The organism is Microbacterium sp. T32, from assembly GCF_001619615.1.
Lineage (GTDB): Bacteria > Actinomycetota > Actinomycetes > Actinomycetales > Microbacteriaceae > Microbacterium.
The window spans coordinates 38,480-60,549 of the sequence record NZ_LQQP01000014.1 but is presented as its reverse complement, the minus strand read 5'-3'; the positions used below and the strand labels follow the sequence as shown (position 1 = coordinate 60,549).

Annotated in this window: 22 protein-coding genes; 11 read left to right on the top strand and 11 right to left on the bottom strand. The window is 71.6% G+C overall.

Translation table 11 applies throughout. The features are described from left to right. Positions 1-114: 114 nt before the first annotated feature. The 3 genes from AVW09_RS09515 to AVW09_RS09505 are packed head-to-tail and all read right to left on the bottom strand — an operon-like array spanning position 115 to position 2,906. Complete coding sequence (locus tag AVW09_RS09515) at positions 115-2,322, bottom strand: heavy metal translocating P-type ATPase (protein WP_063257849.1); 2,208 nt, start codon at positions 2,320-2,322, stop codon at positions 115-117. Further along, entirely contained in the window at positions 2,319-2,606 is a 288-nt protein-coding gene (locus AVW09_RS09510) for a heavy-metal-associated domain-containing protein (RefSeq protein WP_063257848.1), read from the bottom strand. Before AVW09_RS09510 ends, AVW09_RS09515 begins: the two co-directional genes overlap by 4 nt. 18 nt (positions 2,607-2,624) lie before the next feature. Then, positions 2,625-2,906 carry a metal-sensitive transcriptional regulator gene (locus AVW09_RS09505; RefSeq protein ID WP_026095929.1) on the bottom strand — a complete coding sequence of 94 codons (282 nt, stop codon included), beginning with the start codon at positions 2,904-2,906 and terminating at the stop codon, positions 2,625-2,627. A 78-nt stretch (positions 2,907-2,984) separates the two neighbouring features. Here AVW09_RS09505 and AVW09_RS09500 point away from each other — a divergent pair, with 78 nt between their 5' ends. Continuing rightward, a complete protein-coding gene (locus AVW09_RS09500; protein WP_156496046.1) occupies positions 2,985-3,989 on the top strand; it encodes an endonuclease/exonuclease/phosphatase family protein in 1,005 nt (334 codons plus the stop codon). 10 nt (positions 3,990-3,999) lie between these two features. On the opposite strand, the gene AVW09_RS09495 is transcribed toward AVW09_RS09500, so the two are convergent. Further along, positions 4,000-4,428, bottom strand: a complete 429-nt coding sequence (locus tag AVW09_RS09495; RefSeq protein ID WP_063257847.1) for a hypothetical protein — start codon at positions 4,426-4,428, stop codon at positions 4,000-4,002. A gap of 74 nt (positions 4,429-4,502) precedes the next feature. Beyond that, positions 4,503-5,378 (bottom strand): SDR family NAD(P)-dependent oxidoreductase, encoded by an 876-nt coding sequence (locus AVW09_RS09490; RefSeq protein WP_063257846.1) that lies wholly within the window; start codon positions 5,376-5,378, stop codon positions 4,503-4,505. A gap of 49 nt (positions 5,379-5,427) precedes the next feature. On the opposite strand from AVW09_RS09490, the gene AVW09_RS09485 reads away from it, so the two are divergent. Further along, a complete protein-coding gene (locus AVW09_RS09485; RefSeq protein WP_197462602.1) occupies positions 5,428-6,006 on the top strand; it encodes a TetR/AcrR family transcriptional regulator in 579 nt (192 codons plus the stop codon). Between the two features lie 18 nt (positions 6,007-6,024). Here AVW09_RS09485 and AVW09_RS09480 read toward each other — a convergent pair whose 3' ends face one another. Next, on the bottom strand, positions 6,025-6,642 hold the full coding sequence (locus tag AVW09_RS09480; protein ID WP_063257845.1) for a GntR family transcriptional regulator: 618 nt from the start codon (positions 6,640-6,642) through the stop codon (positions 6,025-6,027). 320 nt (positions 6,643-6,962) lie between these two features. On the opposite strand from AVW09_RS09480, the gene AVW09_RS09475 reads away from it, so the two are divergent. Then, the gene (locus AVW09_RS09475; RefSeq protein ID WP_022879538.1) at positions 6,963-7,169 is read left to right on the top strand and encodes a cold-shock protein; all 207 of its coding nucleotides are present in this window, start codon (positions 6,963-6,965) and stop codon (positions 7,167-7,169) included. A 73-nt stretch (positions 7,170-7,242) separates the two neighbouring features. Here the strand turns inward: AVW09_RS09475 and AVW09_RS09470 are convergent, their stop codons facing one another. Next, positions 7,243-9,306 carry a bifunctional lysylphosphatidylglycerol flippase/synthetase MprF gene (locus tag AVW09_RS09470; RefSeq protein WP_063257844.1) on the bottom strand — a complete coding sequence of 688 codons (2,064 nt, stop codon included), beginning with the start codon at positions 9,304-9,306 and terminating at the stop codon, positions 7,243-7,245. A 40-nt stretch (positions 9,307-9,346) separates the two neighbouring features. Between AVW09_RS09470 and AVW09_RS09465 the strand changes: the two genes are divergently transcribed. Then, the gene (locus tag AVW09_RS09465) at positions 9,347-10,213 is read left to right on the top strand and encodes an N-acetylglucosamine-6-phosphate deacetylase (RefSeq protein WP_063257843.1); all 867 of its coding nucleotides are present in this window, start codon (positions 9,347-9,349) and stop codon (positions 10,211-10,213) included. 9 nt (positions 10,214-10,222) lie between these two features. Here the strand turns inward: AVW09_RS09465 and AVW09_RS09460 are convergent, their stop codons facing one another. From AVW09_RS09460 to AVW09_RS09445, 4 genes are all read right to left on the bottom strand, one after another. Continuing rightward, positions 10,223-11,380, bottom strand: a complete 1,158-nt coding sequence (locus AVW09_RS09460) for a hypothetical protein (RefSeq protein WP_063257842.1) — start codon at positions 11,378-11,380, stop codon at positions 10,223-10,225. After that, on the bottom strand, positions 11,373-12,074 hold the full coding sequence (locus tag AVW09_RS09455) for an HAD hydrolase-like protein (RefSeq protein ID WP_063257841.1): 702 nt from the start codon (positions 12,072-12,074) through the stop codon (positions 11,373-11,375). Before AVW09_RS09455 ends, AVW09_RS09460 begins: the two co-directional genes overlap by 8 nt. Before the next feature lie 233 nt (positions 12,075-12,307). After that, the gene (nucS, locus tag AVW09_RS09450; RefSeq protein ID WP_063257840.1) at positions 12,308-13,003 is read right to left on the bottom strand and encodes an endonuclease NucS; all 696 of its coding nucleotides are present in this window, start codon (positions 13,001-13,003) and stop codon (positions 12,308-12,310) included. A 9-nt stretch (positions 13,004-13,012) separates the two neighbouring features. Next, positions 13,013-14,254, bottom strand: a complete 1,242-nt coding sequence (locus AVW09_RS09445) for an MFS transporter (protein WP_063257839.1) — start codon at positions 14,252-14,254, stop codon at positions 13,013-13,015. A gap of 77 nt (positions 14,255-14,331) precedes the next feature. Between AVW09_RS09445 and AVW09_RS09440 the strand changes: the two genes are divergently transcribed. The 7 genes from AVW09_RS09440 (at position 14,332) to mnhG (ending at position 21,859) form a co-directional block, all read left to right on the top strand. Beyond that, on the top strand, positions 14,332-15,381 hold the full coding sequence (locus AVW09_RS09440) for a LacI family DNA-binding transcriptional regulator (RefSeq protein WP_063257838.1): 1,050 nt from the start codon (positions 14,332-14,334) through the stop codon (positions 15,379-15,381). 96 nt (positions 15,382-15,477) lie between these two features. Further along, positions 15,478-18,435 carry a Na+/H+ antiporter subunit A gene (locus tag AVW09_RS09435; RefSeq protein WP_063257837.1) on the top strand — a complete coding sequence of 986 codons (2,958 nt, stop codon included), beginning with the start codon at positions 15,478-15,480 and terminating at the stop codon, positions 18,433-18,435. Then, on the top strand, positions 18,432-19,055 hold the full coding sequence (locus AVW09_RS09430; protein ID WP_063257836.1) for a Na(+)/H(+) antiporter subunit C: 624 nt from the start codon (positions 18,432-18,434) through the stop codon (positions 19,053-19,055). Before AVW09_RS09435 ends, AVW09_RS09430 begins: the two co-directional genes overlap by 4 nt. Next, entirely contained in the window at positions 19,052-20,608 is a 1,557-nt protein-coding gene (locus tag AVW09_RS09425) for a Na+/H+ antiporter subunit D (protein ID WP_063257835.1), read from the top strand. The genes AVW09_RS09430 and AVW09_RS09425 overlap by 4 nt, the downstream gene beginning before the upstream one ends. Further along, positions 20,605-21,219 carry a Na+/H+ antiporter subunit E gene (locus AVW09_RS09420; protein WP_022878546.1) on the top strand — a complete coding sequence of 205 codons (615 nt, stop codon included), beginning with the start codon at positions 20,605-20,607 and terminating at the stop codon, positions 21,217-21,219. The genes AVW09_RS09425 and AVW09_RS09420 overlap by 4 nt, the downstream gene beginning before the upstream one ends. Further along, positions 21,216-21,482, top strand: a complete 267-nt coding sequence (locus AVW09_RS09415; RefSeq protein WP_022878547.1) for a monovalent cation/H+ antiporter complex subunit F — start codon at positions 21,216-21,218, stop codon at positions 21,480-21,482. The genes AVW09_RS09420 and AVW09_RS09415 overlap by 4 nt, the downstream gene beginning before the upstream one ends. A 2-nt stretch (positions 21,483-21,484) precedes the next feature. Further along, positions 21,485-21,859, top strand: a complete 375-nt coding sequence (gene mnhG / locus AVW09_RS09410) for a monovalent cation/H(+) antiporter subunit G (RefSeq protein ID WP_051038695.1) — start codon at positions 21,485-21,487, stop codon at positions 21,857-21,859. Positions 21,860-22,070 lie beyond the last annotated feature (211 nt).

Below are 22,070 nucleotides of genomic sequence, written 5' to 3'. Positions count from 1 at the left end.
TCTCGCCGTCGCGCCCGCGTCTCCGGGACACAACGAAGGAGATCCGGCTCCCAGGTCGCAGCCGGCCGGTGACCGGCGGCTCCGGCGGAGCAGATCTCCTTCGTCGTGTCCGCGTCAGCGCGCGCCGGAAGGCTCCGCGCGGAACCGGCGCAGCCGCAGGCTGTTGGTCACGACGAATACGGACGACAGCGCCATCGCGGCGGCCGCGACGACGGGGTTCAGCAGACCCGCCATCGCCACGGGGATCGCGGCGACGTTGTAGGCGAAGGCCCAGAAGAGGTTGCCCTTGATGGTGCCGAGCGTGCGGCGCGCGAGGCGGACGGCGTCCGCGACGACGAGCAGATCGCCCGACACCACCGTGACGTCGCTCGCCGCGATCGCGGCATCCGTCCCTCCGCCCATCGCGATGCCCAGGTCGGCGGCGGTGAGGGCGGCTGCGTCGTTGACGCCGTCGCCGACCATCGCGACGACCCGGCCCTCGGCCTGCAGCGCGCGGACGACGTCGAGCTTCTCGGCCGGGGTCACCTCGGCGCGCACGTCGTCGATCCCGACCTCGGCCGCGATGCGGGCGGCGGTCACGGCGTTGTCACCGGTGAGCAGCACCGGTCGGAGCCCCAGACGGCGGAACCGCGCGACCGCCTCGGCGCTCGTCGGCTTGATCGTATCGGCGACGACGATCGCGCCGAGATACTGCCCGTCGCGCGCGACGGCGACGACGGTTCCGTTCGCCTCAGCATCGGAGACCTCGGATGCCGGCACCTTCACGCTCCACTGATCGCGCAGCCACGATGGCCGACCGGCCACCACGGCGGAACCGTCCACGACACCCTGGACGCCGAGTCCCGCGTGCGCGGCGAACGACTCGACAGGGACCGCGGTGCCGGCGGCCGCAGCGATGGCGCGCCCCACCGGGTGCTCGGACCCGCCCTCGGCGGCTGCGGCGACGGCGAGCAGCTCGGCGCGGTCCAGGCCTTCGGCGGGCAGCACGTCGGTCACGGCCATGCGGCCGGTGGTGACGGTGCCGGTCTTGTCGAGCACGATCGTGTCGACGCGGCGCGTCTGCTCGAGCACGTGCGGTCCTCGGATCAGGATGCCCAGCTGCGACCCGCGACCGGTGCCGACCAGCAGCGCGGTGGGGGTCGCGAGGCCCAGGGCGCACGGGCAGGCGATGATGAGCGTCGCCACGGCGGCGGTGAACGCGAGTTCGAGCGGTGCGCCCGCGACGAGCCACCCGACGAGCGCCGCGACGGCGAGCAGGATCACGACCGGCACGAAGACCGCCGAGACGCGGTCGGCGAGCCGCTGCACCTCGGCCTTGCCGGTCTGCGCCTCCTCGACCAGGCGTCCCATGCGGGCGAGTTCGGTGTCGGCGCCGACGCGCGCGATCTCGACGACCAGGCGCCCGCCGACGTTGATCGTGGCCCCGACGACGCGGGCGCCGGGGGCCACCTCGACCGGCACGGATTCGCCCGTGAGCATGCTGGCATCCACCGCCGACGTTCCCTCGATGACGAGACCGTCCGACGGGATCTTCTCGCCCGGACGCACGACGACGACATCGCCGACCACGAGGCTCGCGACCGGGACGGCGCGCTCGCGGCCGTCGTCGAGCTTCGTCGCGGAGGTCGCGCCGAGGTTCAGCAGGGCCTTCAGGGCGCTGGCCGACGCCGTGCGCGCTCGCGCTTCGGCGTAGCGCCCGGCGAGGAGGAAGACCGTGACGAGGGCGGCGACCTCGAGGTAGATCTCGTGTGCGCCGGCGGTCGGTGCGCCGAAGAGCGTGAAGCTCATCGTCATCCCGGGCATGCCCGCGCCGCCGAAGAACAGGGCGTAGAGCGACCAGCCGAACGCGGCGATGACGCCGAGGCTGATGAGCGTGTCCATCGTGACGGCGCCGTGGCGGGCGTTGACCGCCGCCGCGCGGTGGAACGGCCACGCGCCCCACACCGCGACGGGAGCGGTGAGAGTGAGCGCGAGCCACTGCCAGTTCGAGAACTGCAGCGCGGGGATCATCGACAGCAGCGCGACGGGCGCGGCCAGGCCGAGGCTGATGAGCAGGCGGCGGCGGAGGGCGTCGGTCTCGGGGTCGGTCGCGACCTCTGCCGGGACGGGCGGCGCGGGCACGGCGGCCGCGTAGCCCGCGGCCTCGACGACCGCGATGAGGTCGGCCGGGTCGAGGTCGTCGCCGCGCACGCGCGCCTTCTCCGTGGCGTAGTTGACGGACGCCTCGACGCCGGGGAGCTTGTTCAGCTTGCGCTCGATCCGGGTGGCGCACGAGGCGCACGTCATCCCGGTGATGTCGAGCTCGACGTCGGTGGTGCTCATGACGGGTCGGCCGCCAGGGCGTAGCCGGCCTCCTCGACGGCGTCGCGCACGAGGGCGGCGTCGAGCGAGCTCTCGCTAGCGATCGTGACGCGCGAGACATCGCCGACGCGCAGGTCGACGGACACGCCCTGCACCCCCGCGATCTCCGAAATCTCCTCGGTCACGCTGCGGACGCAGTGCGCGCACGTCATCCCCGTCACGCCGATCTCCTGGATCACGGCGCCCTCGGGCAGGGAAGTGGATGCCGCCGCCTCACGGAGACCGAGATCGATACGTTCGTTCATGGTGTTCTCCTCGGGGAGTCAGGACCGGACGAGCCGGGCGATGGCGTCGTTGGCTTCGCGGATCTTCTCGGCTGCGACCTGGCCGCCCTCCGCGCTGGCCTCGGCGACGCAGTGGCTGAGGTGGTCGGACAGGAGCGACAGCGCGACGGTTTCGAGCGCCTTCGTCGCGGCGGACACCTGCGTGAGGATGTCGATGCAGTACTTGTCCTCGTCGACCATCCGCGCGATGCCGCGCACCTGGCCCTCGACGCGCCGCAGGCGTTTCTGCAGGTCGTCCTTGTGTCCGTCGTATCCGTTCATGCTGGATACCATACCCCCCTAGGGTATCTGCGCGGGTCGATCCGGCGAACATTCATCAAGTTCCGCTTCACTGTGCGGATGCCGACCGCTTCGCGCCGCCGACTCCCGCTCCTGGTCACGCTCCTCGTGGCAGGCGTCCTCGCCCTCTTCGTCGTCTGGCCGCAGCTCATCGGTGCGGAGCGGTGGCAGGGCGTGGCCCTGCTGATCTCGTTCCGGGCGCCCGTGGCGATCGGGTTCGCGGCGCTCGCCGTCGTGGCCGGGATCGTCGCGCTCCTACGTCGTCGCGCGGCGGTCGCGCTCGGGCTCGCCGTCGTCTTCGCGGCCGCGGCGGTCGGCAACGGCGCGGTGCTGCTGGCGCGGGGCTGGGGCGGCTCCGTCGCCGCGGGCGACCTCACCGTGGCGGTGTGGAACACGTACGGCGGGGGAGCGTCGCCCGACGCCATCGCCCGCCTCGTCCGCGAGAGCGGCGCGGATGTCGTGAGCCTCCCCGAGACCGACTCCCGCGCGGCGGCGGAGGTCGTCGGCATCCTGGAGCGCGACGGGATCCGGATGACGGCCGCCACCGTGGACGCCGCGCCCGGCGATCGCCCGGTGCCGACCTCGCTCCTGGTCGCCGACGCGCTCGGTCCGTACGTTCTCGATCACGCCGCCGGATCGACGCCGGGTGCGCCCAGCGGGGTCTGGCGGCCGGTCGACGGCACCGGGCCGACGCTCATCGCCGCGCACCCTCTGCCCCCGCTGCCGTTCATCATCGACGACTGGACTCAGGGCATCGACTGGGTCGCGGCGCAGTGCGCGGGGCCGGACGTGATCCTCGCCGGCGACCTCAATTCCACCCTCGACCACCTCTCCGGGCTCGGGCGCAACGGCGGCACGGTCGGCGAATGCCGTGATGCCGCGCAGGAGGCCGGAGCCGCGGCACGGGGAACCTGGCCGGTCGACCTGCCGACCGCGCTCGCCGCGCCCATCGACCACGTGCTCGTCGGCTCTGCCTGGGAGGTCCACAGCTTCGACGTGCCCACCGACTTCGACGACGCGGGCAGCGATCACCGTCCGGTCGTCGCGGTGCTGGCGCGGCGGTGATCTGGCGGATTCACTCCAGGGTCGGCGGCAGTACGTAGACGATGTCGGCCCCGTCGCGCCCGTGCTCGACGAAGCCCAAGCGGGCGAGCGTGTCGTGCGACGGGTCGTCGTCGGCCGCGACGCACGCGTACAGCGGGCGCTCCGGTTCGGCGAGCGTGAGCAGCCGCAGCGCCTCCGTCGCGGATTCCCGGGACGTGTCGAGCGACCCCGCGAGCAGGGCCTCGCGGTCCCCGTCGACGTCGAGCGTCGCGGCGAGCCCCACCACCTCGTCGCCGTCCACGATCGTGCGGGCCGTGACCCGGTCGGCATCCACCCACGCGTCGAAAGCCGCGCGATCGGCGACCTGTCCGCGCGGCCACGTCGATGCGCTCGCGCGTACCGCCGCGTAGGCGGCATCCCGGTCGTCGTCACGGAGGTCGCGGAGTTCGATGCGGGTCATGACGTCACGGTAGCGGGAGCACCGGGGAGGACGGGATGCCTTGCGCTCGGGGCTTCGAGGCGTCGGGGGGCGGATCACTCCGGAAGGGCCTTCGGGAAGTGGGGGCGGAGGTTCGCGGCGCTGACGCGATCCAGGACGCCGTCCGGCAGGATGCGGGTGAGCCGGGTCATCATCGCGGCGTCCCGGCCGATGGTGTACCGCGCCCGCGGCTTGAGCGTCGTGGCCGCGTCGGCGATGACGACCGCGGCGGCTCGAGCGCTGACCCCACTCGTCGTGAAGGCCGTCGCCTGGTTGATGATCGCCTGCATGAGGGGTGCGTAGCGGCGCCGATGCACGGTGGTCATCTCCGCCACGAACGTCCTCGCTCGTTCGATGCCGTGCCCGGTCATCTCGGTCTGCACGCCGCCCGGCTCGACCACGACCACCTGGAGTCCGTGGGGAGCGAGTTCGCGACGGAGGGCGTCGCTGACCGCTTCCAGCGCGAACTTCGCTCCCGCGTATGCGCCGTACGTCGGCATCGCGATCCTGCCGCCGACCGAGCTGATGTTGACCACGCGGCCCGTGCTGTCGTGGAGGAACGGCAGCAGCGCCTGGGTCATCGCGATGTGTCCGAAGAGATTGACGTCGAACTGCCGCCGCCACTGGTCCAGGGGAAGCGTCTCGACGGGGGCGTTCACCGCGATCCCGGCGTTGTTGACGAGGATGCGCAGCGTGCGGCCGAGGGGGTCCGTCGCGATCCGATCGACCAGCGCCTCGATCTGTTCGGGAACGGTGATGTCGAGGAGGACCGGTTCGACGCGTTCCTCTCGGATCGCGTCGGCGTCCGCGGAGCGTCGGACGCCGGCGAGGACGTGGTACCCGCGCCGGGCGAGTTCGTGCGCCGTTGCGGCGCCCATTCCGGTCGATGCGCCGGAGATGACGATCAGTTCGTTTTCATGTGACGTTGTCATATGGGCACTGTGGACCATTCGTGTGACATTGTCAACTAGGCTTTCGGTCATGGTGACCCGTGCGGACGGTGCTGCGGCGACGCGTGAGGCGCTTTTGCGCGCGGCGGGCGATCTGCTCGACGCCGGCGGACCCGCGGCGGTCACGCTGCGGGAGGTCGGCGGGCGTGCGGGGGTGTCCCGCGGGGCGCCCTACGGGCACTTTCCGGACAAGGAGCATCTGCTGGCGCAGCTCGCCGTCGACGGATGGCGGGACTTCGCCCGGGTGCTTGACGAGATCCCCGGTGCGGGCGGGACCCCGACCGAGAAGGTCGAAGCGGCGTTGCTCGCGCTTCTCCACCTCGCCGCGACGAAGCCGCACCTGTACGCCCTCATGTGGACGCCTCCGGTGGTCGATCCCGCGCCGATCATCGAAGCGGCGGGGCGGTCGCAGGATGCGTTCCTCGCACTCGTGGGCGACGTCGTCGGACGGGAGGACGCTCGCCGGTACGGTGCGCTCCTGATGTCCAGCACCCATGGCATCGCCGGTATGGACCTGAGCGGGCACCTCTCGAAGGAGAAGTGGAGCACGGACGCGCGGACCCTCGTCGCGATGCTGGTGGAGTCGCTCCCGCGCGATCCTCGGTCCTGACGAGTCCGTGCGGCGGCCTCAATAGAGGCCGTGCAGGCGGAGCCAGAGGTGTGCAGCCAGCGCCGTGTCGCGCTCGCGGATGCCGTCGGCGAGGAGGAGGAACAGTTCCTCGCAGTCCTCCACGTGCGCGCACATCCAGCCGCGGAGGTTCCGGCGCACGAGGAACGTCGTCTGCTTCAGCGTCTCGACCAGCACGATGTTCTCGGAAGCCCGGGTGAAGTGGGCGAGGAGGGCGAATCCTGCGTCCACGTAGGCGGGGGAGGAGTTCGCGCGGGCGGCATCCATCAGTCCCGTGAGCAGTCGCGCGCCCTCGGTGACGTCCTCATCGGAGCACCGGGGGAGTGCGAGGTGCATCGTCATCGCGATCATGTGGACCGTGTAGTCCTGCATGTCCGCGATCTCCTTGTCGCTGGGCGCCGTCACGCGGGTGAACCGGTGAGGGGCGATCTCGACGAGTCGGATCGCCGCGAGACGCTGCAATGCTTCGCGCACCGGTGTCCGGGAGATGCCCATGTGGGCGGCGAGTTCGACATCACGGAGCCGGTCGCCGGGCCGGAGACGGCCGTCGACGATCGCCTCGCCGAGAGCCGAATACGCCTCGTCGACGAGGGCGGAAGGCTGGCGCCGCTCGTCCACACGCGGATTCTATGACGCCCGGTTACCACACATCCCCGTCATCCGTGAAGAATTCCCAGCTTTCGTGTCGCGCGAAGGGCATTCGCGGCGGTACAGTTATCGCCGTCACGCCTCGCGTGACATATCCGGGGGGATCCGTCGACGCCCGGGCTTCGAGCTTCTGCTCAGCCCGGGCGTCGTATGGGCTTAAGGGGAAGGATGCCCTCCGTGACGCCGTGCAACGTTTGTGTCACGGGCCGATGCGCCGCCCCGGTCCCTGCCGTTACCGTGGGCACAGATCGGCGCGCTCGGCGCCGACAAGAGCGGGAAACGGCACGTCCATGAGCACGCAGGGCACGGTCAAGTGGTTCAACTCGGAGAAGGGCTTCGGCTTCATCGCGCCCGATGAGGGCGGCCAGGACGTCTTCGCCCACTACAGCGCGATCCAGTCGGGCGGCTACCGCTCGCTCGAGGAGAACCAGCGCGTCGAATTCGATATCGCCCAGGGCCCCAAGGGCCTCCAGGCGGAGAACATCCGCCCGCTCTGACGGTCGCTGCCCCGCTCGTCGCGGCGTCGGGTCCGACGCGGTCGGGTCGCCCGCCTCGCCGCGGGCAGGCGCCTCACTTCTCGGGTCGAACCAGCTCCACGCCCGCGGCGGCGAACTGCCGCAGCGTCGCGTGCGGGAGGAACGCGCGGGTGAGCGCGGCTCCGATACGGGTGAGATCCGCTTCGTCGCGGTAGAGCAGGTACATCGTCTCGTACCGCGGGTGGAACTTCTGCTTGAAGCGGTGCAGGGACGCGAAGCCGTAGACCGGCTCGAGCATCGAGGCCATCCGATCCTGCAGATCGGCGAGGACTCCGGCATCCGCGGGGTACTCGTGCGCGAGCGGGGCGCCGGAGAGTGACATGACCTCGGCCCCCTCGACCGAGAACTGCTGCGCGGACGAACCGATCAGGTACTCCATCACGGGGCCGAAGCCGCCCTCGCGACGCCGCATGAGGTCGAGCGTCCAGCCGCGCACGCGTCCCTCGCCGTAGACCGGCAGCCAGGATAGGAATCCGTCCACGTCGCCGGCGGGCGAGACGGCCAGCGCGATCCGCACCTCCGGGTCCGCCGCTTCGTGCAGGGTGCCGAGGGTGAAGCCCATCTCGGGCAGTCCCTTGTCGCCCACCCAGCTCTCCGAAATGGCGCGCAGCTGCTGCCGCACGCCCCACGTCTCGTCGGCGAGACGCGACAGGCGGAAGGTCATGCCCTCGCGCTCGGCGCGATTGAGCGACGTGCGCACCGCGCCCCACGCCTTCCCCGTGAACTGCAGGCCCGGGAGGTCGACGATCGTGTCGTCGGCCACCACGACGCTCCGCCACCCCTCCGGCACCATCGCGCGGGTCGCCTCGCCGGCACTGAAGAAGCACGGCGCGAGCCCGGCGTTCTCCGCGCGCTCCACGAACGCGCGGACCGTCTCGACTCGCGTCTCCTCGGGCCCGAGCGGGTCGCCCAGGACGAGCGCCACGCGGGAGCGCCGCTGGAACGCCACGATCCCGCGGCCGAACCGCGCGTACGACATGCCCTCCCACGTTGTCATCCACGACAGGGTTCCGCCGCCGGTGGCGCGAAGCTCCGCCTTCACGTCATCGACGGTCGGCGCGGGCGCCTCGCCGAGGGTCGCTTTCGGCCGCGCGCGGAACGCCGCCCGCACGAGGATCAGGTACACCAGCGCGACGACCCACGTCGCCGAGGATGCGAGCGTCACCGACAGGTCGAGGTCTGCGGCGTCTTCGATCCCCCCGAGCCCCACCGCGACGAGGAGCACTGCCGCGAGCACCAGCACGAGGGCGTTCAGGATGCCATACCCCACCAGCAGCACCCACGCCCAGCGTCGACCCCGACGGATGCCGTTCGCCACCGCCAGTACGACCGCGGTGTTCACCGCGACGTCGACCCACGATCCCGACACCGGATCCGAGGAGCCGAAAGGACCTGTCGTGGGGCTGAGGTAGGTGAGGACGTCGATCGCCCCGAGCCCGCAGACCCCCACGAACGCGATGAGCCGCTGCTCGCGCACGGACACGCGCTGGGGACGCAGCGACCGGTCGACGGCGAGCACCAGGGCCACCGCGAGGACGTGCTCGAGGTCGTTGAGCGACCCCCAGTAGAGGAAGGTCACCGAGAGCACCGCGACCATCACCGTCCACGCGCGCAGACGCCACGGCGAAGGGAGCAGCGACATCGCCGCCGCCACGCCCGCGATCACCCCGGGCGACGGCCCCACGTCGAGGGCGGCAGCCTGCTCCTGGGCCCACGCCCACGGGAGCAGGGCCGCGAGCCACAGCACACCGGACGCGAGCAGCACCGCGCCGAGCTGCCCGCCCGCGAAGTACGCGAGCGCGACACGGGAGCCACGGCGGAATTCGAGGTAGCCCAGGCCCGCCAGCCCCACGACGATCGGGGCGTACAGCCACGGCACCGACACGAAGAAGGTCCCGATGACCGGGGTCCACCACCGGCCGGCCTCCAGCGCGGGAAGACCGTAGGCGACCGTGTCGTGCAGCGGCGACGCCGCGAACGGCGACCACAGACCCGCGGATGCCACGCCGACGGCGAGCAGCACCGTGACGAGCGCCGCGGTGACCGGGAGACGGCGGGCGACGGCGACGACGTGACGGAAGGTGGTTCTCTCCCCCATGCGCCTCACGATAGTGCGGAGGGGGACGACAATGAGGGCGATGGATCTCCACTGCCATGGCGCGCTCGGCCATTCCTTCGACGACGCGGATGCCGCCGGGGTGTCGGCCGCGGTCGCGTACCACCGGGATCATGGCAGTGACACGGTGATGCTCAGTCTCGTGAGCGCGCCCCTCGACCGTCTCGTGCGGCGGCTGACGGAGCTTCGCAGCATCCTCTCCGACGTGCCCGGTGCGGCGGGGGTGCACCTCGAGGGGCCGTTCCTCGCCCCCGGGCGCCGCGGCGCGCACGCCGCCGAGTCGCTGATCGCCCCGACCCCCGAGGCGGTGGGCACACTGCTGGCCGCGGGGGATGGCATCCTGCGTCAGATCACCCTCGCCCCGGAACTGCCGGGCGCGCGCGCCGCCGTGCGCACGTTCACCGAGGCCGGCGTCGTCGTGGCGGTGGGCCACACCGAGGCCGACTACGCCATCGCGGGCGCCGCGTTCGACCACGGCGCGCGCCTGCTGACGCACGCCCTCAACGGGATGCCGGGTCTCCACCACCGCGATCCGGGCCCGGTCGGGGCGGCCCTGGAGCGCGACGATGTCGTGCTCGAACTCATCGCGGACGGCGTGCACGTGCATCCGGCGCTGATCCGCACGCTGTTCGCCGCCGCCCCCGGCCGCGTGGCGCTCGTCACGGATGCCATGGCCGCCACCGGACTCGGCGACGGTGCCTTCACGCTGGGGGATCTCGCCGTCGAGGTGATCGACGGCCGCCCGGTCGTGCGCGGCACCGACACGCTCGCGGGCTCGACGCTCACGCTGGACCGCGCCGTGGAGGTGTGCCTGCGCGCGGGCGTGCCCGAGGAGCAGGTGCGCGCCGCGGTCGGTACCGTGCCGCGGCGCGTCCACGGCCTCGCCTGAGCGGGCCGTTCAGGCGTCGGTCACCGCGTGCCAGGCGGCGCGGGCGGATGCCAGGGCCTGGAATGCGTCGTGCGCGGAACGTGCGGCGGCGAGTTCGCGGCGGGCGGCGGCGAGCCGCAGACGTTCCTCGATCGTCGCGGCCTCGGCGAAAGCCTCGGCCGCGGCCACGGCGGCGCGGGCGCACGCGAGCGTTCCCGGGAGGGCGGCGCGGGCGGCTTCGAGCCGCCGTCGCGCACTCGGCGTCTCGCCGAGGACCTCGTCGCGCACCTCGCGCACGCGGGCCACGGTCTCGATCGCCGCGCTCGGGCGGGTCTCGCTCACGGCCCGCAGCTCGGCGGCGGCGACGCTCAGCCGTGCGGCGGCGTCGGGCGCGACGTCGGCGGGCCGCGCCTCCGCGGTCTCGAGGGCCGCCGCGATCTCGGCCTCCGCCGCCGTGACTTCCGCGGCGGCGTTCTCCGCCGCTTGGAGCACGAAGCGGTGCGCCTCCTCGACCGCGCGGAACAGCCGATCCGCCCGCCGGAGGGCGAGGGAGGCCTCGACCAGGTCCGCGTCGGGGGCGTTCAGTGCGGCGTCGGCGCGAGCGAGCGCCGCCCGTGCCTCGCGCGCGGCGCGGTCGGCATCCGTCCACTCCGCGTCGTCGAATCGCGACCGGGCCTCGGCGACGAGTCGGGCGGGGTCGCCCGAGGTCCGCGCGATCTCTTCGCGCCGGGCGCGGGCGGCGGCGATGCGAGACTCGACGCTCCCGTGTGAGCGACCCCAGTCGGAGAGGCGTTCACGGGTCTGCTCGGCCGCGGTGCGACGACGTTCGAGATCGTCCCGCAGACGCACGGCGTCGACCCGCCGCTGCGCCGGGATTCGCGTCGAGGTCGCCAGCGCGGCGACCTCCTCGAAACCGCGGTCGCGCCCGCGCAGTGCGGCGGCCAGCGCGCGGCGGAGGTCGGCCGGGGCCTCGCCGGCATCGGCCGCCTCGAAGGCGACATCGAGCTCGTTCACCGCGTCGTCGAGGCGTGCGAGCGCGGCTTCGGCGGCGGATCGGGCCTCGGATGCCGCAGCGGCGGCGCGCGGCGACCTCCGGCGCGCGCGCACGACGAGCGTGACGACCCCCGTGACGAGCAGTGCCGCCAGCAGGGCGATCGACGCGGGCAACGCCCAGGAGAGGTCAGACACCGTCGGCGGGACCGGAATCCCCGTCGGACACCAGCAGCAGCGCCCGCAGTTCGTCGGCGGTGTCGACCGCCGCCTGGGCGCCATCGGCCTCGTGCGGCCAGCTGAAGCCCCAGCGCACGAAGATCACCGGCACATCGGCATCCGCTCCGCCTTCGACGTCGTGGTGACGATCGCCGACGAGGACGGGGCGCGACGTGTCGTAGCCCCGGACCTCCAGGCGCCGGAGCGCCTCCCGGACGATGTCGGACTTCGCGCTCAGCGTGCGCTCGTCGGGACTCGCGCCGACGATGGCCTCGAGGTCGGGGGCGAGACCGAAGTGGTCCATGAGCGCGACGACCTGCACCTCGGGCTTCGAGCTCGCGGTCGACTGCGGGACGCCGGCGGCGTGCAGGTCGTGCACGATGTCGGCGACGCCCGGGTACAGCTGCGCGCTGCCGGTGTAGCCCTCGTTCTTGTTCAGGGCGCGATAGAACGTGACGGCCTCGGTCGCCTCGTCGGGCGTCATGCCGACGTTGACCTGGAACGACTCGAACATGGGCGGCCCGATCCACCGCGACAGCTCGCCGCGGGTCGGCGGCGTCCGCCCGAAGTGCTCGAGGGTGACGGTGAGACGGCGGAGGATGCCCTCGGATGCATCGACGAGGGTTCCGTCGACGTCCCAGAGGACGCACGACCAGGGGGAGCGTACGGGCATGGACCCCACGCTACCGGCCGTGTCGGGTGCGGGCCGTGGGCTTGCGGGTGAGGGCGGGGTCCGGCCACGCCGGGGGAGGTCGCGGAGCAGCCGAGCCGCGCCGGGGGAGGCTTTTCGCCGAGCGGAGGATCGGGAGGCGACAGGGCCTCCTCCGCTGCCCGTTTTTCCTCCGCTCTTCACGCCGAGCGACGCACAGACCCTCCGCTCTTCCCGCGGACCGACGCGTGCCCGGCTCAGAACAGCCGCGGAGCGCCCGACTCGATGCCCTTCATCTCGTCGTAGTCGAGGGTGAGGCAGCGGATGCCGCGATCGGTCGCGAGCACGCGCGCCTGCGGCTTGATCTCCTGGGCCGCGAAGACGCCGCTCACCGGGGCGAGCAGGGGGTCGCGGTTGAGCAGCTCGAGGTAGCGGGTGAGCTGCTCGACGCCGTCGATGTCGCCGCGACGCTTGACCTCGATGGCCACCGTGCCACCGTTGTCGTCGCGCAGCAGCAGGTCGACGGGGCCGATGGCCGTGGGGTATTCGCGGCGGACGAGGGTGAGACCCTCACCCACGACCGAGACCTGCTCGGCGAGCAGCCGCTGCAGGTCGGCTTCGACGCCGTCCTTGATGAGACCGGGGTCCACGCCGAGGTCGTGCGACGTGTCGTGGATCACCTCGTAGATCTTCACGACGAGCGCATCGCCCGACTTCTTGTGCGTGACGCGCCATTGCTGAGTGACGCCGACGCTCGCGGCATCCTCGTCCGGCTCCTCGACCGTGAGTGTGCACGGCGGGCTCATCCAGTTCAGCGGCTTGTAGGAGCCGCCGTCGGAGTGCACGAGCAACGATCCATCGCCCTTGTGCACGAGCAGACGCGTGGCGAGGGGCAGGTGGGCGTTGAGTCGACCGGTGTAGTCGACGGAGCAGCGGGCGATGACGAGACGCACCCGATGAGCCTAATCGCGGTGGGCGGCTCGCTCGGCCTCGGGTTCGGCGACGACGAGCGGCTTCGCCGCGCCGGAGAAGAGTCCGGATGCCACGATCAACCCGACCACGATGAGCAGCGTGTTGAGCAGGCCGATGTGATCACCGATCCAGCCGAGGATCGGCGGGCCGCACAGGAACGCGACGTACCCGATGGTCGCCGCCGCGGCCACCCGGGAGGCGGCCTTGGCGGGGTCGTCGGCCGCGGCGGACATGCCGATGGGGAAGCCGAGCGAGGCGCCGAGACCCCACAGCGCGGCGCCGAGGTACACGAGCGGGCCGAACGGCGCGACGATGAAGAGCAACAGTCCCGCGGCCGCGGTGATCGCGAGGATCCGCAGCACCCACACGCGTCCGAACCGGTCGACGACGGGACCGCCGAGGAGGCGCCCGGCGGTCATCGCGACCGAGAAGACGGCGAGCACGGCGGGTCCGGCTTCCTCCGGAGCCCCGTGTCCGAACACGACCGCTGAGGGCAGCCAGTCGTTCGCGCTGCCCTCGGCGAATGCCATGCCGAGCATGATCACGCCGAGCGTGTATGTGCGCGGCTCGCGCCACGCAGCGAGCGACGTGCCGAGGCGCTCGCGCCAGTGCGCGCGCTGTTCCGCGGCCGGGGCGTCCATCGCGACCTCGCGGGACGGGACGTTCGCGATCGCGACGAAGGCCACCACCGCGATCACGATCGCCATCGCGAGGCTGTGCGCGAAGACGGGCAGCCCGCCCCGGACGGCGAGGAACCCGATGCCCGCACCGATCACTGTGCCGAAGCTGAAGAACGCGTGCAGCAGCGGCATGACCGTGCGCCCGGTCGCCTTCTCGAGCGCGGCGCCCTCGACGTTCATCATGACGTCGACCGCTCCGTTGCCGAACCCGAACAGCGCGAGGCCCACGAGCGCGACGCCGAAGAGCTGCAGGGTGTCGGATCCGAAGCCGATGATGAACAGCCCGACGGAGACGAGCAGGAGGGCGATGAGCATGCCGCGGCGAGCGCCGACCCGCGCGATGACCGCGGGCGCGACGGTCAGACCGATGATGGATGCCACCCCCATGCCGAGCAGCAGCTGCCCGACGCCGGCGTTCTCGATGCCGAGCGACTCGCGGATCGCCGGGACCCGGGAGGCCCACGTGGAGATGCTCAGGCCGCTTGCCAGGAAGATCGCGCAGATCGCGATGTACCAGCGCACGAGGCGCGAACGGGTGAGCGTGGAATCCATATCGCCACAGTAACGAGGATTCACAAGCGAATCGAATCGATTCGAGAGATCGGTTCCACGCGGGGTACGATCAGGCGGTGAGCACGCGCCGCGCGACCATCAGCGACGTCGCCCGAGAGGCGGGCGTCTCCGTCTCGACGGCATCCGTCGTCTTCAGCGGCAAGACGCCGACGTCGGAGGCGACGCGGGCGCGGGTGCTCGCGGCCGCCGAGAAGCTCGGTTACACCGGTCCCGATCCGCGCGCCGCCTCGCTGCGCCGCGGTCGGTCGGGCATCGTCGGCGTCGTCTTCGACCAGCACCTCGGCACCGCGTTCCTCGACCCCGTGACGACGCACATGATGGACGGCCTCGCCGACGGCGTCTCGCGCCTGGGCGCCGCGCTGCTCCTCCTGCGCGACGACGGCGTGACCATCAGCGAACCGTCGCTGCACACCGCTCCGATCGACGCCGCGGTGCTCATCGGCTGCAGCCCGCGCATGGCCGACTCGCTCGAGATCGTCCGGGGGCGTGGCATCCCGGTCGTCGTCATCGAAGGGGATGCCGGGGACGGAATCCCGCGCGTGCTGCTCGACAACGTCGAGGCGCAGCGCGAAGCAGCCCGACACCTTGCCGACCTCGGGCACACCGACGTCGTGGTCGTGACGCTGCCGGTTGACGTCGAGCGGCGCCGCGGGTGGATCCCCGACGACGCCGCCGTGCACGTCGACATCACCGCCGACCGGCTCGCCGGCGTCCGCGAGGTGTTCCCCGACGCTCCGGCCCTCGCCGCCGCGGCCAGCTCGATCGACGAGGGCGCGATCGCCGGCCGCACGATCTTCGCCGACCCGTCCCGCCGGCCCACGGCCGTGATCGCGCAGAGCGATCTGCTGGCGGCGGGGGTCATCCGCGCCGCCGAGGAGGCGGGGCTCCAGGTTCCCCGCGACGTGAGCGTCACCGGCTTCGACGGCGTCGTCGTGGACGGCCTCGCGCCGCACGTCCTGACGACCCTCGTGCAGCCGGCCACGGCGAAAGGCCGCGCGGCGGGCGAGGCCGTCGCGGCGATGCTCGAGGGCTCGACTCCGGCGGGTCTCGACCTCACCTGCACGTTCCGCGTGGGCACGACGACCGCGGCGCCGCGCACATCCTGAGCATCACCCGACCGGGGAGACGAATGCTCCGGGTAGAATAGATCCGACACCCCGAGAGCCCGGGCACCTGCCCGTCGACCCCGAGGAGGCCCACTCGTGCTGGCATTCCTCGGCGCCTTCGCCCTCGTTCCTCTGCTTCTGCCCGTTCTCGTCGCGTGGATCGGCGCCCGAGCGTTCTACGTCGCCGCCGTCCTCCCCGCCCTCGCTTTCGCGCACGCCATCGTGCTCGCGCCGGCGGTGCTCTCCGGTGCCATTCCGTTCGAGGAATACGCCTGGATCCCCGGTCTCGGCGTCACGCTCTCGATGCGCATGGACGTTCTGGGCTGGCTCCTCACGCTGATCGTGACCGGCGTCGGCGCGCTCGTGATGCTCTACTGCCGCTGGTACTTCCGCGGCAAGACGACGGGCGTCGGGCAGTTCTCCGCGGTGCTCCTCGCCTTCGCGGGGGCGATGTACGGCCTCGTGCTCACCGACGACATCGTCGTGCTGATCATGCTGTGGGAGGTCACGAGCGTCCTGTCGTACCTGCTGATCGGGTACTACCACGGACGTGCCGCCAGCCGCCGGGCTGCGCTCCAGGCCCTCCTGGTGACGACGCTCGGCGGGCTCGTCATGCTGATCGGCGTCGTGCTCATGGTCGTCCAGGCCGGCACCACGAGCCTGTCCGCGATCCTCGCCGACCCGCCCGTCGGGCCCGTCGTCGACGTCGCCGTGCTGCTCCTCCTCGTCGGGGCGCTGAGCAAGTCCGCGATCTTCCCGTTCCACTTCTGGCTCCCCGGCGCGATGGCCGCCCCGACGCCGGTGAGCGCCTACCTTCACGCCGCGGCCATGGTGAAGGCGGGCATCTACCTGATCGCGCGCCTGGCCCCCGGCTTCGCCGACACCCCGTTCTGGCGCCCCACGCTCATCACGCTCGGCGTCTTCACGATGCTGCTCGGCGGCTTCCAGGCGCTCCGCGAACGCGACCTCAAGCGCATCCTCGCCTTCGGCACGGTGAGTCAGCTCGGCTTCCTCACCGTGATGCTCGGATACGGCACGCGGGATGCCGCTCTCGCCGGCATCGCGCTGGTCCTCAGCCACGCACTGTTCAAGTCGTGCCTCTTCCTCGTCGTCGGCGTGATCGACCGCCAGCTCTCCACGCGTGACATCGGCGAACTGTCCGGCGTCGGTCGCCAGGCACCCGTCATGGCGACCGCCGCGTTCATCGCGATCGCCTCGATGGCCGGTGTCATCCCGGCCTTCGGTTTCGTCGCGAAGGAGACCGCGCTCACCGCGCTCTGGCACGAGGCGACCGAAGGCGCGCCGTGGGGCATCGTCGCGCTGATCGGTGTCGTGGCCGGATCGGCTCTCACGGCGGGGTATGGCATCCGATTCCTCTGGGGGGCGTTCTGGACCAAGAAGTCCATCGAGCGCACCGAGTGGCCCGACCCGCCGATCGGATTCCTCGCCTCGCCCGTGCTGCTGTCGGCGGCGACGCTGGCGCTCGGTTTCCTCGCTCCGATCGTCGACGGATGGCTCGCGCCGTACGCCGACACCGTCCCCGAGGCGACCGCGGGCGTCCCGGCCCCGGAGTACCCCTACCACCTGGCGCTCTGGCACGGCCTCGAGCCGGCGCTGTTCCTCTCGCTCGGCACGCTCGCGCTCGGCGCCGGGATCTTCTGGCTCGTGCGCCGCACGCAGCTGCACAAGCGCAAGCGGATGCTGCCCTTCACGGCGAACGACGCGTACAACGGCGTGCTGCGCGCGATCGACCGGTCGTCGGAGTGGACGACGGCGCGGTTCCAGCGCGGTTCACTGCCGTTCTACGTCGGGACGATCTTCGTCGTCCTCGTCGTGGCCGAGGGCACGGCGCTGCTCGCGTCCGACGAATGGCGTGCGCAGCTCGACGCGTGGCAGTCGCCCGCGCAGCTCCTCGCCGCTCCGGTGATGATCGCCGCCGGCATCCTCGCGGTCCGCGCGCCCAAGCGCTTCACGGGCGTCGCACTGGTGTCGGTGACCGGCCTCGGCATGGTCGTGCTGTTCGCGACGAGCGGCGCCCCCGACCTCGCGCTCACGCAGGTGTTGATCGAGACCATCACGCTCGTCGTGTTCGCGCTCGTGCTGCGGCGTCTGCCCGCGCGCATGGGCGAGCACAACGCCTCGGTCGCCCCGATTGCGCGCGCCGCGCTCGGCGTCGGCGTCGGCCTCACGATGGCGCTCGTCGCCGTCGTCGCGACCGGCGCGCGACAGGACGCGCCCATATCGCTCGAGTGGCCGCCCCTGGCGTACGAGATCGGTCACGGCAAGAACGTCGTCAACGTCGCGCTCGTCGACCTCCGCGGCTGGGACACCATGGGCGAATTGTCGGTGCTCATCCTGGCCGCCACGGGCGTGGCATCCCTCGTCTTCATCACCGACCGCAGCGACAACCTCTCGCGCCGGCGCTCGGGCACCGCCCGCAGTCGCGTGGGCCTCGGACGTCGGCGACCGCTGGTCGAGACCGACAGCGGCGTGCGCGCGCAGCGTGCGGGAGAGACCGACGCGCCGCGGGCCTGGCTCGTGTCGGGCGCGAAGGTGCAACCCGAGAATCGGTCGATCCTGATGGAGATCATCATCCGCGTGCTGTTCCACGCGATCATGCTCATCTCCCTCTACCTGCTCTTCGCCGGGCACAACCTCCCCGGCGGCGGCTTCGCCGGCGGCCTCGTCGCGGGTATGGGCCTCGTCATGCGGTACATCGCGGGCGGACGCTGGGAGCTCGGCGCCGCAGCCCCCACCGACGCCGGACGTCTCCTCGGCGCGGGCATGTCGCTCGCAGTGCTGTGCGCGATCGTGCCGCTGTTCTTCGGCTACGCGCCGCTGCAGAGCTTCACGTTCGAGGGCGAACTGCCGCTCATCGGGCACTGGGAGTTCGTCACCAGCACGATCTTCGACGTCGGCGTCTACCTCGTCGTGATCGGTCTCGTGCTCGACGTCCTCCGCAGCCTCGGCGCCGAGGTCGACCGGCAGTCGAAGGATGCCGCCGACATCGCCGCCGACGCCGGGACCGACACCGGGACGGTGACGGTGCCGTGAGTATCTCATTCGTCCTCATCATCGTCATGGCGGTGCTCTTCGCCTGCGGCGTGTACGCGATGCTGGAGCGCAGCCTCACGCGCGTGCTGATCGGGTTCCTGCTGCTCGGCAACGCGGCGAATCTGCTGCTGCTCATCGTCATGGGACGGCCCGCGCTCGCGCCGTTCTACGACGACGGGAAGACGGATGCCGCGGACATGGCCGATCCCCTGCCTCAGGCGCTCGCGCTCACGGCGATCGTCATCACGTTCGGCATCTCCGCGTTCCTCCTCGCGCTCATCTACCGTTCGTGGCAGCTCGGCCAGGCCGACACCGTCGTCGACGACGCGGAAGACGTCGCGATCCGCGCCCGCACGGCCGCCGAGCCGGAGGATGCCATGGACGAGGAGTCGCGCTCGGACGACACCGACGTCACCACCGACTTCATCGGCGACGCCGTCTCACCGATCCGGGTGCTGCACGCGGGCGACCTCTCGCAGCTCGTCGACGACGCCCCGGTCGACCGCGTGGCCGTCGGCCGCGACCGGCCGCAGGGCGACACGCGGCGACCCGAGGGATCCGCCGAGCCCGTGGCATCCGAGGACGACACCCGAGACCCGGAAGACGGTGATCGCGCGTGAGCGCCCTGGTCCCCCTGCTCGTCGGCATCCCGCTCTTCGGCGCGGCGATCAACCTCATCTTCGGCCGCCGGAAGAAGACGCAGATCCTGGTGTCGGTCGCGTCGTTGACGACGGTGCTCGTGCTCGGCGCGATCCTGCTGGTCGCGGTGGACACGAGCGGTCCGATCGCGGTGGCGATCGCGGCGTGGCCGATTCCGCTCGGCATCGTCCTGTACGTCGACGTGCTCGCGGCGCTGCTCGTGGTGGTCACCGCGATCGTGCTGCTCGCGGTCCTGCTGTTCTCGATCGGTCAGGGCGCCGCCGACAACGACGAGGACACCCCGGTCTCGATCTTCTACCCGGCGTACCTCATCCTCGGCGCGGGCATCTTCAACGCGTTCATCGCGGGCGACCTGTTCAACCTCTACGTCGGTTTCGAGATCCTGCTCGTCGCCTCGTACGTGCTGATCACCCTGGGCAGCACCGAGTCGCGCATCCGCACGGGCGTGGTCTACATCGTCGTGTCGCTGGTGTCGTCGATCCTGTTCCTCGCGGCGATCGCGATGGTCTACGGCGCCCTCGGCACCGTGAACATGGTGCAGATCAGCGAGCGCATGGCCGAGCTGCCGCAGGACGTGCAGACGATCCTGCACCTCATGCTGCTGCTCGCCTTCGCGATCAAGGCGGCGGTCTTCCCGCTGTCGTTCTGGCTGCCCGACTCGTATCCGACCGCTCCGGCGCCGGTCACCGCGGTGTTCGCGGGGTTGCTGACCAAGGTCGGCGTCTACGCGATCATCCGCACCGAGACGCAGCTGTTCGTCGCGAACGATCTCAACTTCGTGCTGATGATGGTCGCGCTCGCGACGATGATCGTCGGCATCCTGGGCGCCGTCGCGCAGGCCGAACTCAAGCGCATCCTGTCGTTCACGCTCGTCAGCCACATCGGCTACATGGTCTTCGGACTCGCGATCAACACCCCGCTCGCGGTGGGGGCGACGATCTACTACATCGTCCACCACATCATCGTGCAGACGACCCTGTTCCTCGCCGTCGGCCTCATCGAGCGCCGCGCGGGCAGCACGTCGATCCTCAAGGTGAAGGGCCTCATGCGGGCCGCGCCCGTGCTCGCGGTGCTGTACTTCATCCCGGCCATCAACCTCGGCGGGCTCCCGCCGTTCTCCGGGTTCATCGGCAAGTACGCGCTGTTCGACGCCGCCGCGCAGGTGGGCACGCCCGTGATGATGGTGCTGATCGTCGGCGGCATCGTGACCTCGATCCTGACGCTCTATGCCCTGATGCGCGCGTGGAACCTGTCGTTCTGGCGCGAGGAGAACGACTCCGCCGAGACCACGGAACGCATCGCCTACCTCGGCAACGCGCCCGCGGCCGCGATCTCGACCGAACGGCGCACGATCCCGAAGATCATGACCGCGGCGACGGCCGGCATGGTGGTCGTCACGCTGTCGCTGACGGTGTTCGCGGGACCGCTGCTCGACCTGTGCCTGCGCGCGGGCGATCGCATCACCGAGGGAATCACGCTGGTGCAGCTGCAGGACGAGGGGGCCGAGCGATGAGCCCGTCCCGCCGGTCGCAGGTCGGCTTCTTCCTGCAGCAGCTGCCGTTCTTCGTCGTCCTGGTGGCCCTGTGGATGCTGCTGTGGGGCCAGCTCACGTGGCTCGCGTTCGTCACCGGCATCCTCGCCGCGGTCTTCGTGACCCGCGTGTTCCGCCTGCCGCCGGTCGACCTGTCGGGACGCCTGAACCTCTGGTACGGCCTCGTCTTCGTCGTGACGTTCTTCGCCGCGGTCGTGCGCGGTTCGCTCGTCGTCGCGTGGCAGGTGCTGGACTTCCGGCGCCCGCCCGGAGCGGCCATCATCGCCGTCCCGCTCCGCGTCGACGACGACGTGATCATGGCGCACACGGCGGTCACGGCATCCCTCATTCCGGGTTCGCTCATCGTCGACGTCGACCGCGAGGGACGCACGCTGTTCCTCCACACCATCGGCGTCCGCAGCGACGCGGACGCCGAGCACCAGCGCCGCGTCGTGCTCGGGTGGGAGGCTCGCATCACGCGTGCCGTGGGGTCGCGCGCGCAGCTCGCCGACCTCCGGCGGCAGATCGCGGATGCCGACGACCACGCGCACCGCGCAGCCGAGACGCCCCGCGACGGACGGACCCCGATATGACCGCCCTCATCGTCGTCATCCTGGTCGTGTTCGCCGTCGCCGCGGTGCTCGCGCTCATCCGCCTCGTGATCGGGCCGTCGATCCTCGACCGCGCGGTCGCCGCGGACGTGCTGCTGACCGAGGTCGTCTGCATCCTCGGCGCCGACATGGTCATCAACCACCACACCCGGTCGCTCCCGGCGATGCTCATCATCGCGGCGGTCGGTGTGTTCGGATCGATCGCCGTCGCGCGGTTCGTGGCGCGGAAGGAGAACCCCCGGTGACCCTGGAATCGGTCCTCGACGTCGTCGCGCTCGTGCTCGTGCTGATCGGCGCGGTGCTGTGCCTGACGGCGACGATCGGTCTGCTGCGCTGGCCCGACGTCCCCTCGCGCCTGCACGCCGCGACGAAGCCGCAGGTGCTGGGCGTGCTGCTGATCGTCACCGCGGTCGTGCTGGCGGTGCGCACGTGGGAGGCGTTGGCTTTCGGCATCCCGATCGTCCTCATCCAGTTCGCCACGGCCCCGCTGGCCGCGCACATGGTCGGCCGCGCCGCGTACCGCAACCGGACGATGGACGAAGCCGGCCTGTACGTCGACGACCTACAGCACCGCACCGAGGAGGGCGGCTCGATCGCCGCCCCGTCCCGTCCCGAGAGCTGACGCGCGGGCCGCATTGCGGCGGCGCTGCGCCGTCGCGGCCGACGCCCATGGCTGCATAAACGCTCGCGCTCGGCAGAAACGCTCGGCGAGGGCGTTTCTGCCGAGGCCGAGCGTTTACGAGGGGACCCGGATGCCACCCGGCCCGGATGCGACCGGGGCAGGGGCCGGGGCAGGGGCCGGGCGTGGGGCCGGGGACGGGCGCGGGGCCGGG

Excerpts from the sequence above, each read along its gene's own strand:
- AVW09_RS09485 (WP_197462602.1), top strand. The coding sequence starts at position 5,428 with ATGGTGACCCGTGCGGACGGTGCTGCGGCGACGCGTGAGGCGCTTTTG.
- AVW09_RS09475 (WP_022879538.1), top strand. The coding sequence starts at position 6,963 with ATGAGCACGCAGGGCACGGTCAAGTGGTTCAACTCGGAGAAGGGCTTC.
- AVW09_RS09515 (WP_063257849.1), bottom strand. The coding sequence starts at position 2,322 with ATGAGCACCACCGACGTCGAGCTCGACATCACCGGGATGACGTGCGCC.
- AVW09_RS09505 (WP_026095929.1), bottom strand. The coding sequence starts at position 2,906 with ATGAACGGATACGACGGACACAAGGACGACCTGCAGAAACGCCTGCGG.
- AVW09_RS09465 (WP_063257843.1), top strand. The coding sequence starts at position 9,347 with ATGGATCTCCACTGCCATGGCGCGCTCGGCCATTCCTTCGACGACGCG.
- AVW09_RS09490 (WP_063257846.1), bottom strand. The coding sequence starts at position 5,378 with ATGACAACGTCACATGAAAACGAACTGATCGTCATCTCCGGCGCATCG.
- AVW09_RS09510 (WP_063257848.1), bottom strand. The coding sequence starts at position 2,606 with ATGAACGAACGTATCGATCTCGGTCTCCGTGAGGCGGCGGCATCCACT.
- AVW09_RS09415 (WP_022878547.1), top strand. The coding sequence starts at position 21,216 with ATGACCGCCCTCATCGTCGTCATCCTGGTCGTGTTCGCCGTCGCCGCG.
- AVW09_RS09470 (WP_063257844.1), bottom strand. The coding sequence starts at position 9,306 with ATGGGGGAGAGAACCACCTTCCGTCACGTCGTCGCCGTCGCCCGCCGT.
- AVW09_RS09445 (WP_063257839.1), bottom strand. The coding sequence starts at position 14,254 with ATGGATTCCACGCTCACCCGTTCGCGCCTCGTGCGCTGGTACATCGCG.
- AVW09_RS09420 (WP_022878546.1), top strand. The coding sequence starts at position 20,605 with ATGAGCCCGTCCCGCCGGTCGCAGGTCGGCTTCTTCCTGCAGCAGCTG.
- AVW09_RS09455 (WP_063257841.1), bottom strand. The coding sequence starts at position 12,074 with ATGCCCGTACGCTCCCCCTGGTCGTGCGTCCTCTGGGACGTCGACGGA.
- AVW09_RS09500 (WP_156496046.1), top strand. The coding sequence starts at position 2,985 with ATGCCGACCGCTTCGCGCCGCCGACTCCCGCTCCTGGTCACGCTCCTC.
- AVW09_RS09495 (WP_063257847.1), bottom strand. The coding sequence starts at position 4,428 with ATGACCCGCATCGAACTCCGCGACCTCCGTGACGACGACCGGGATGCC.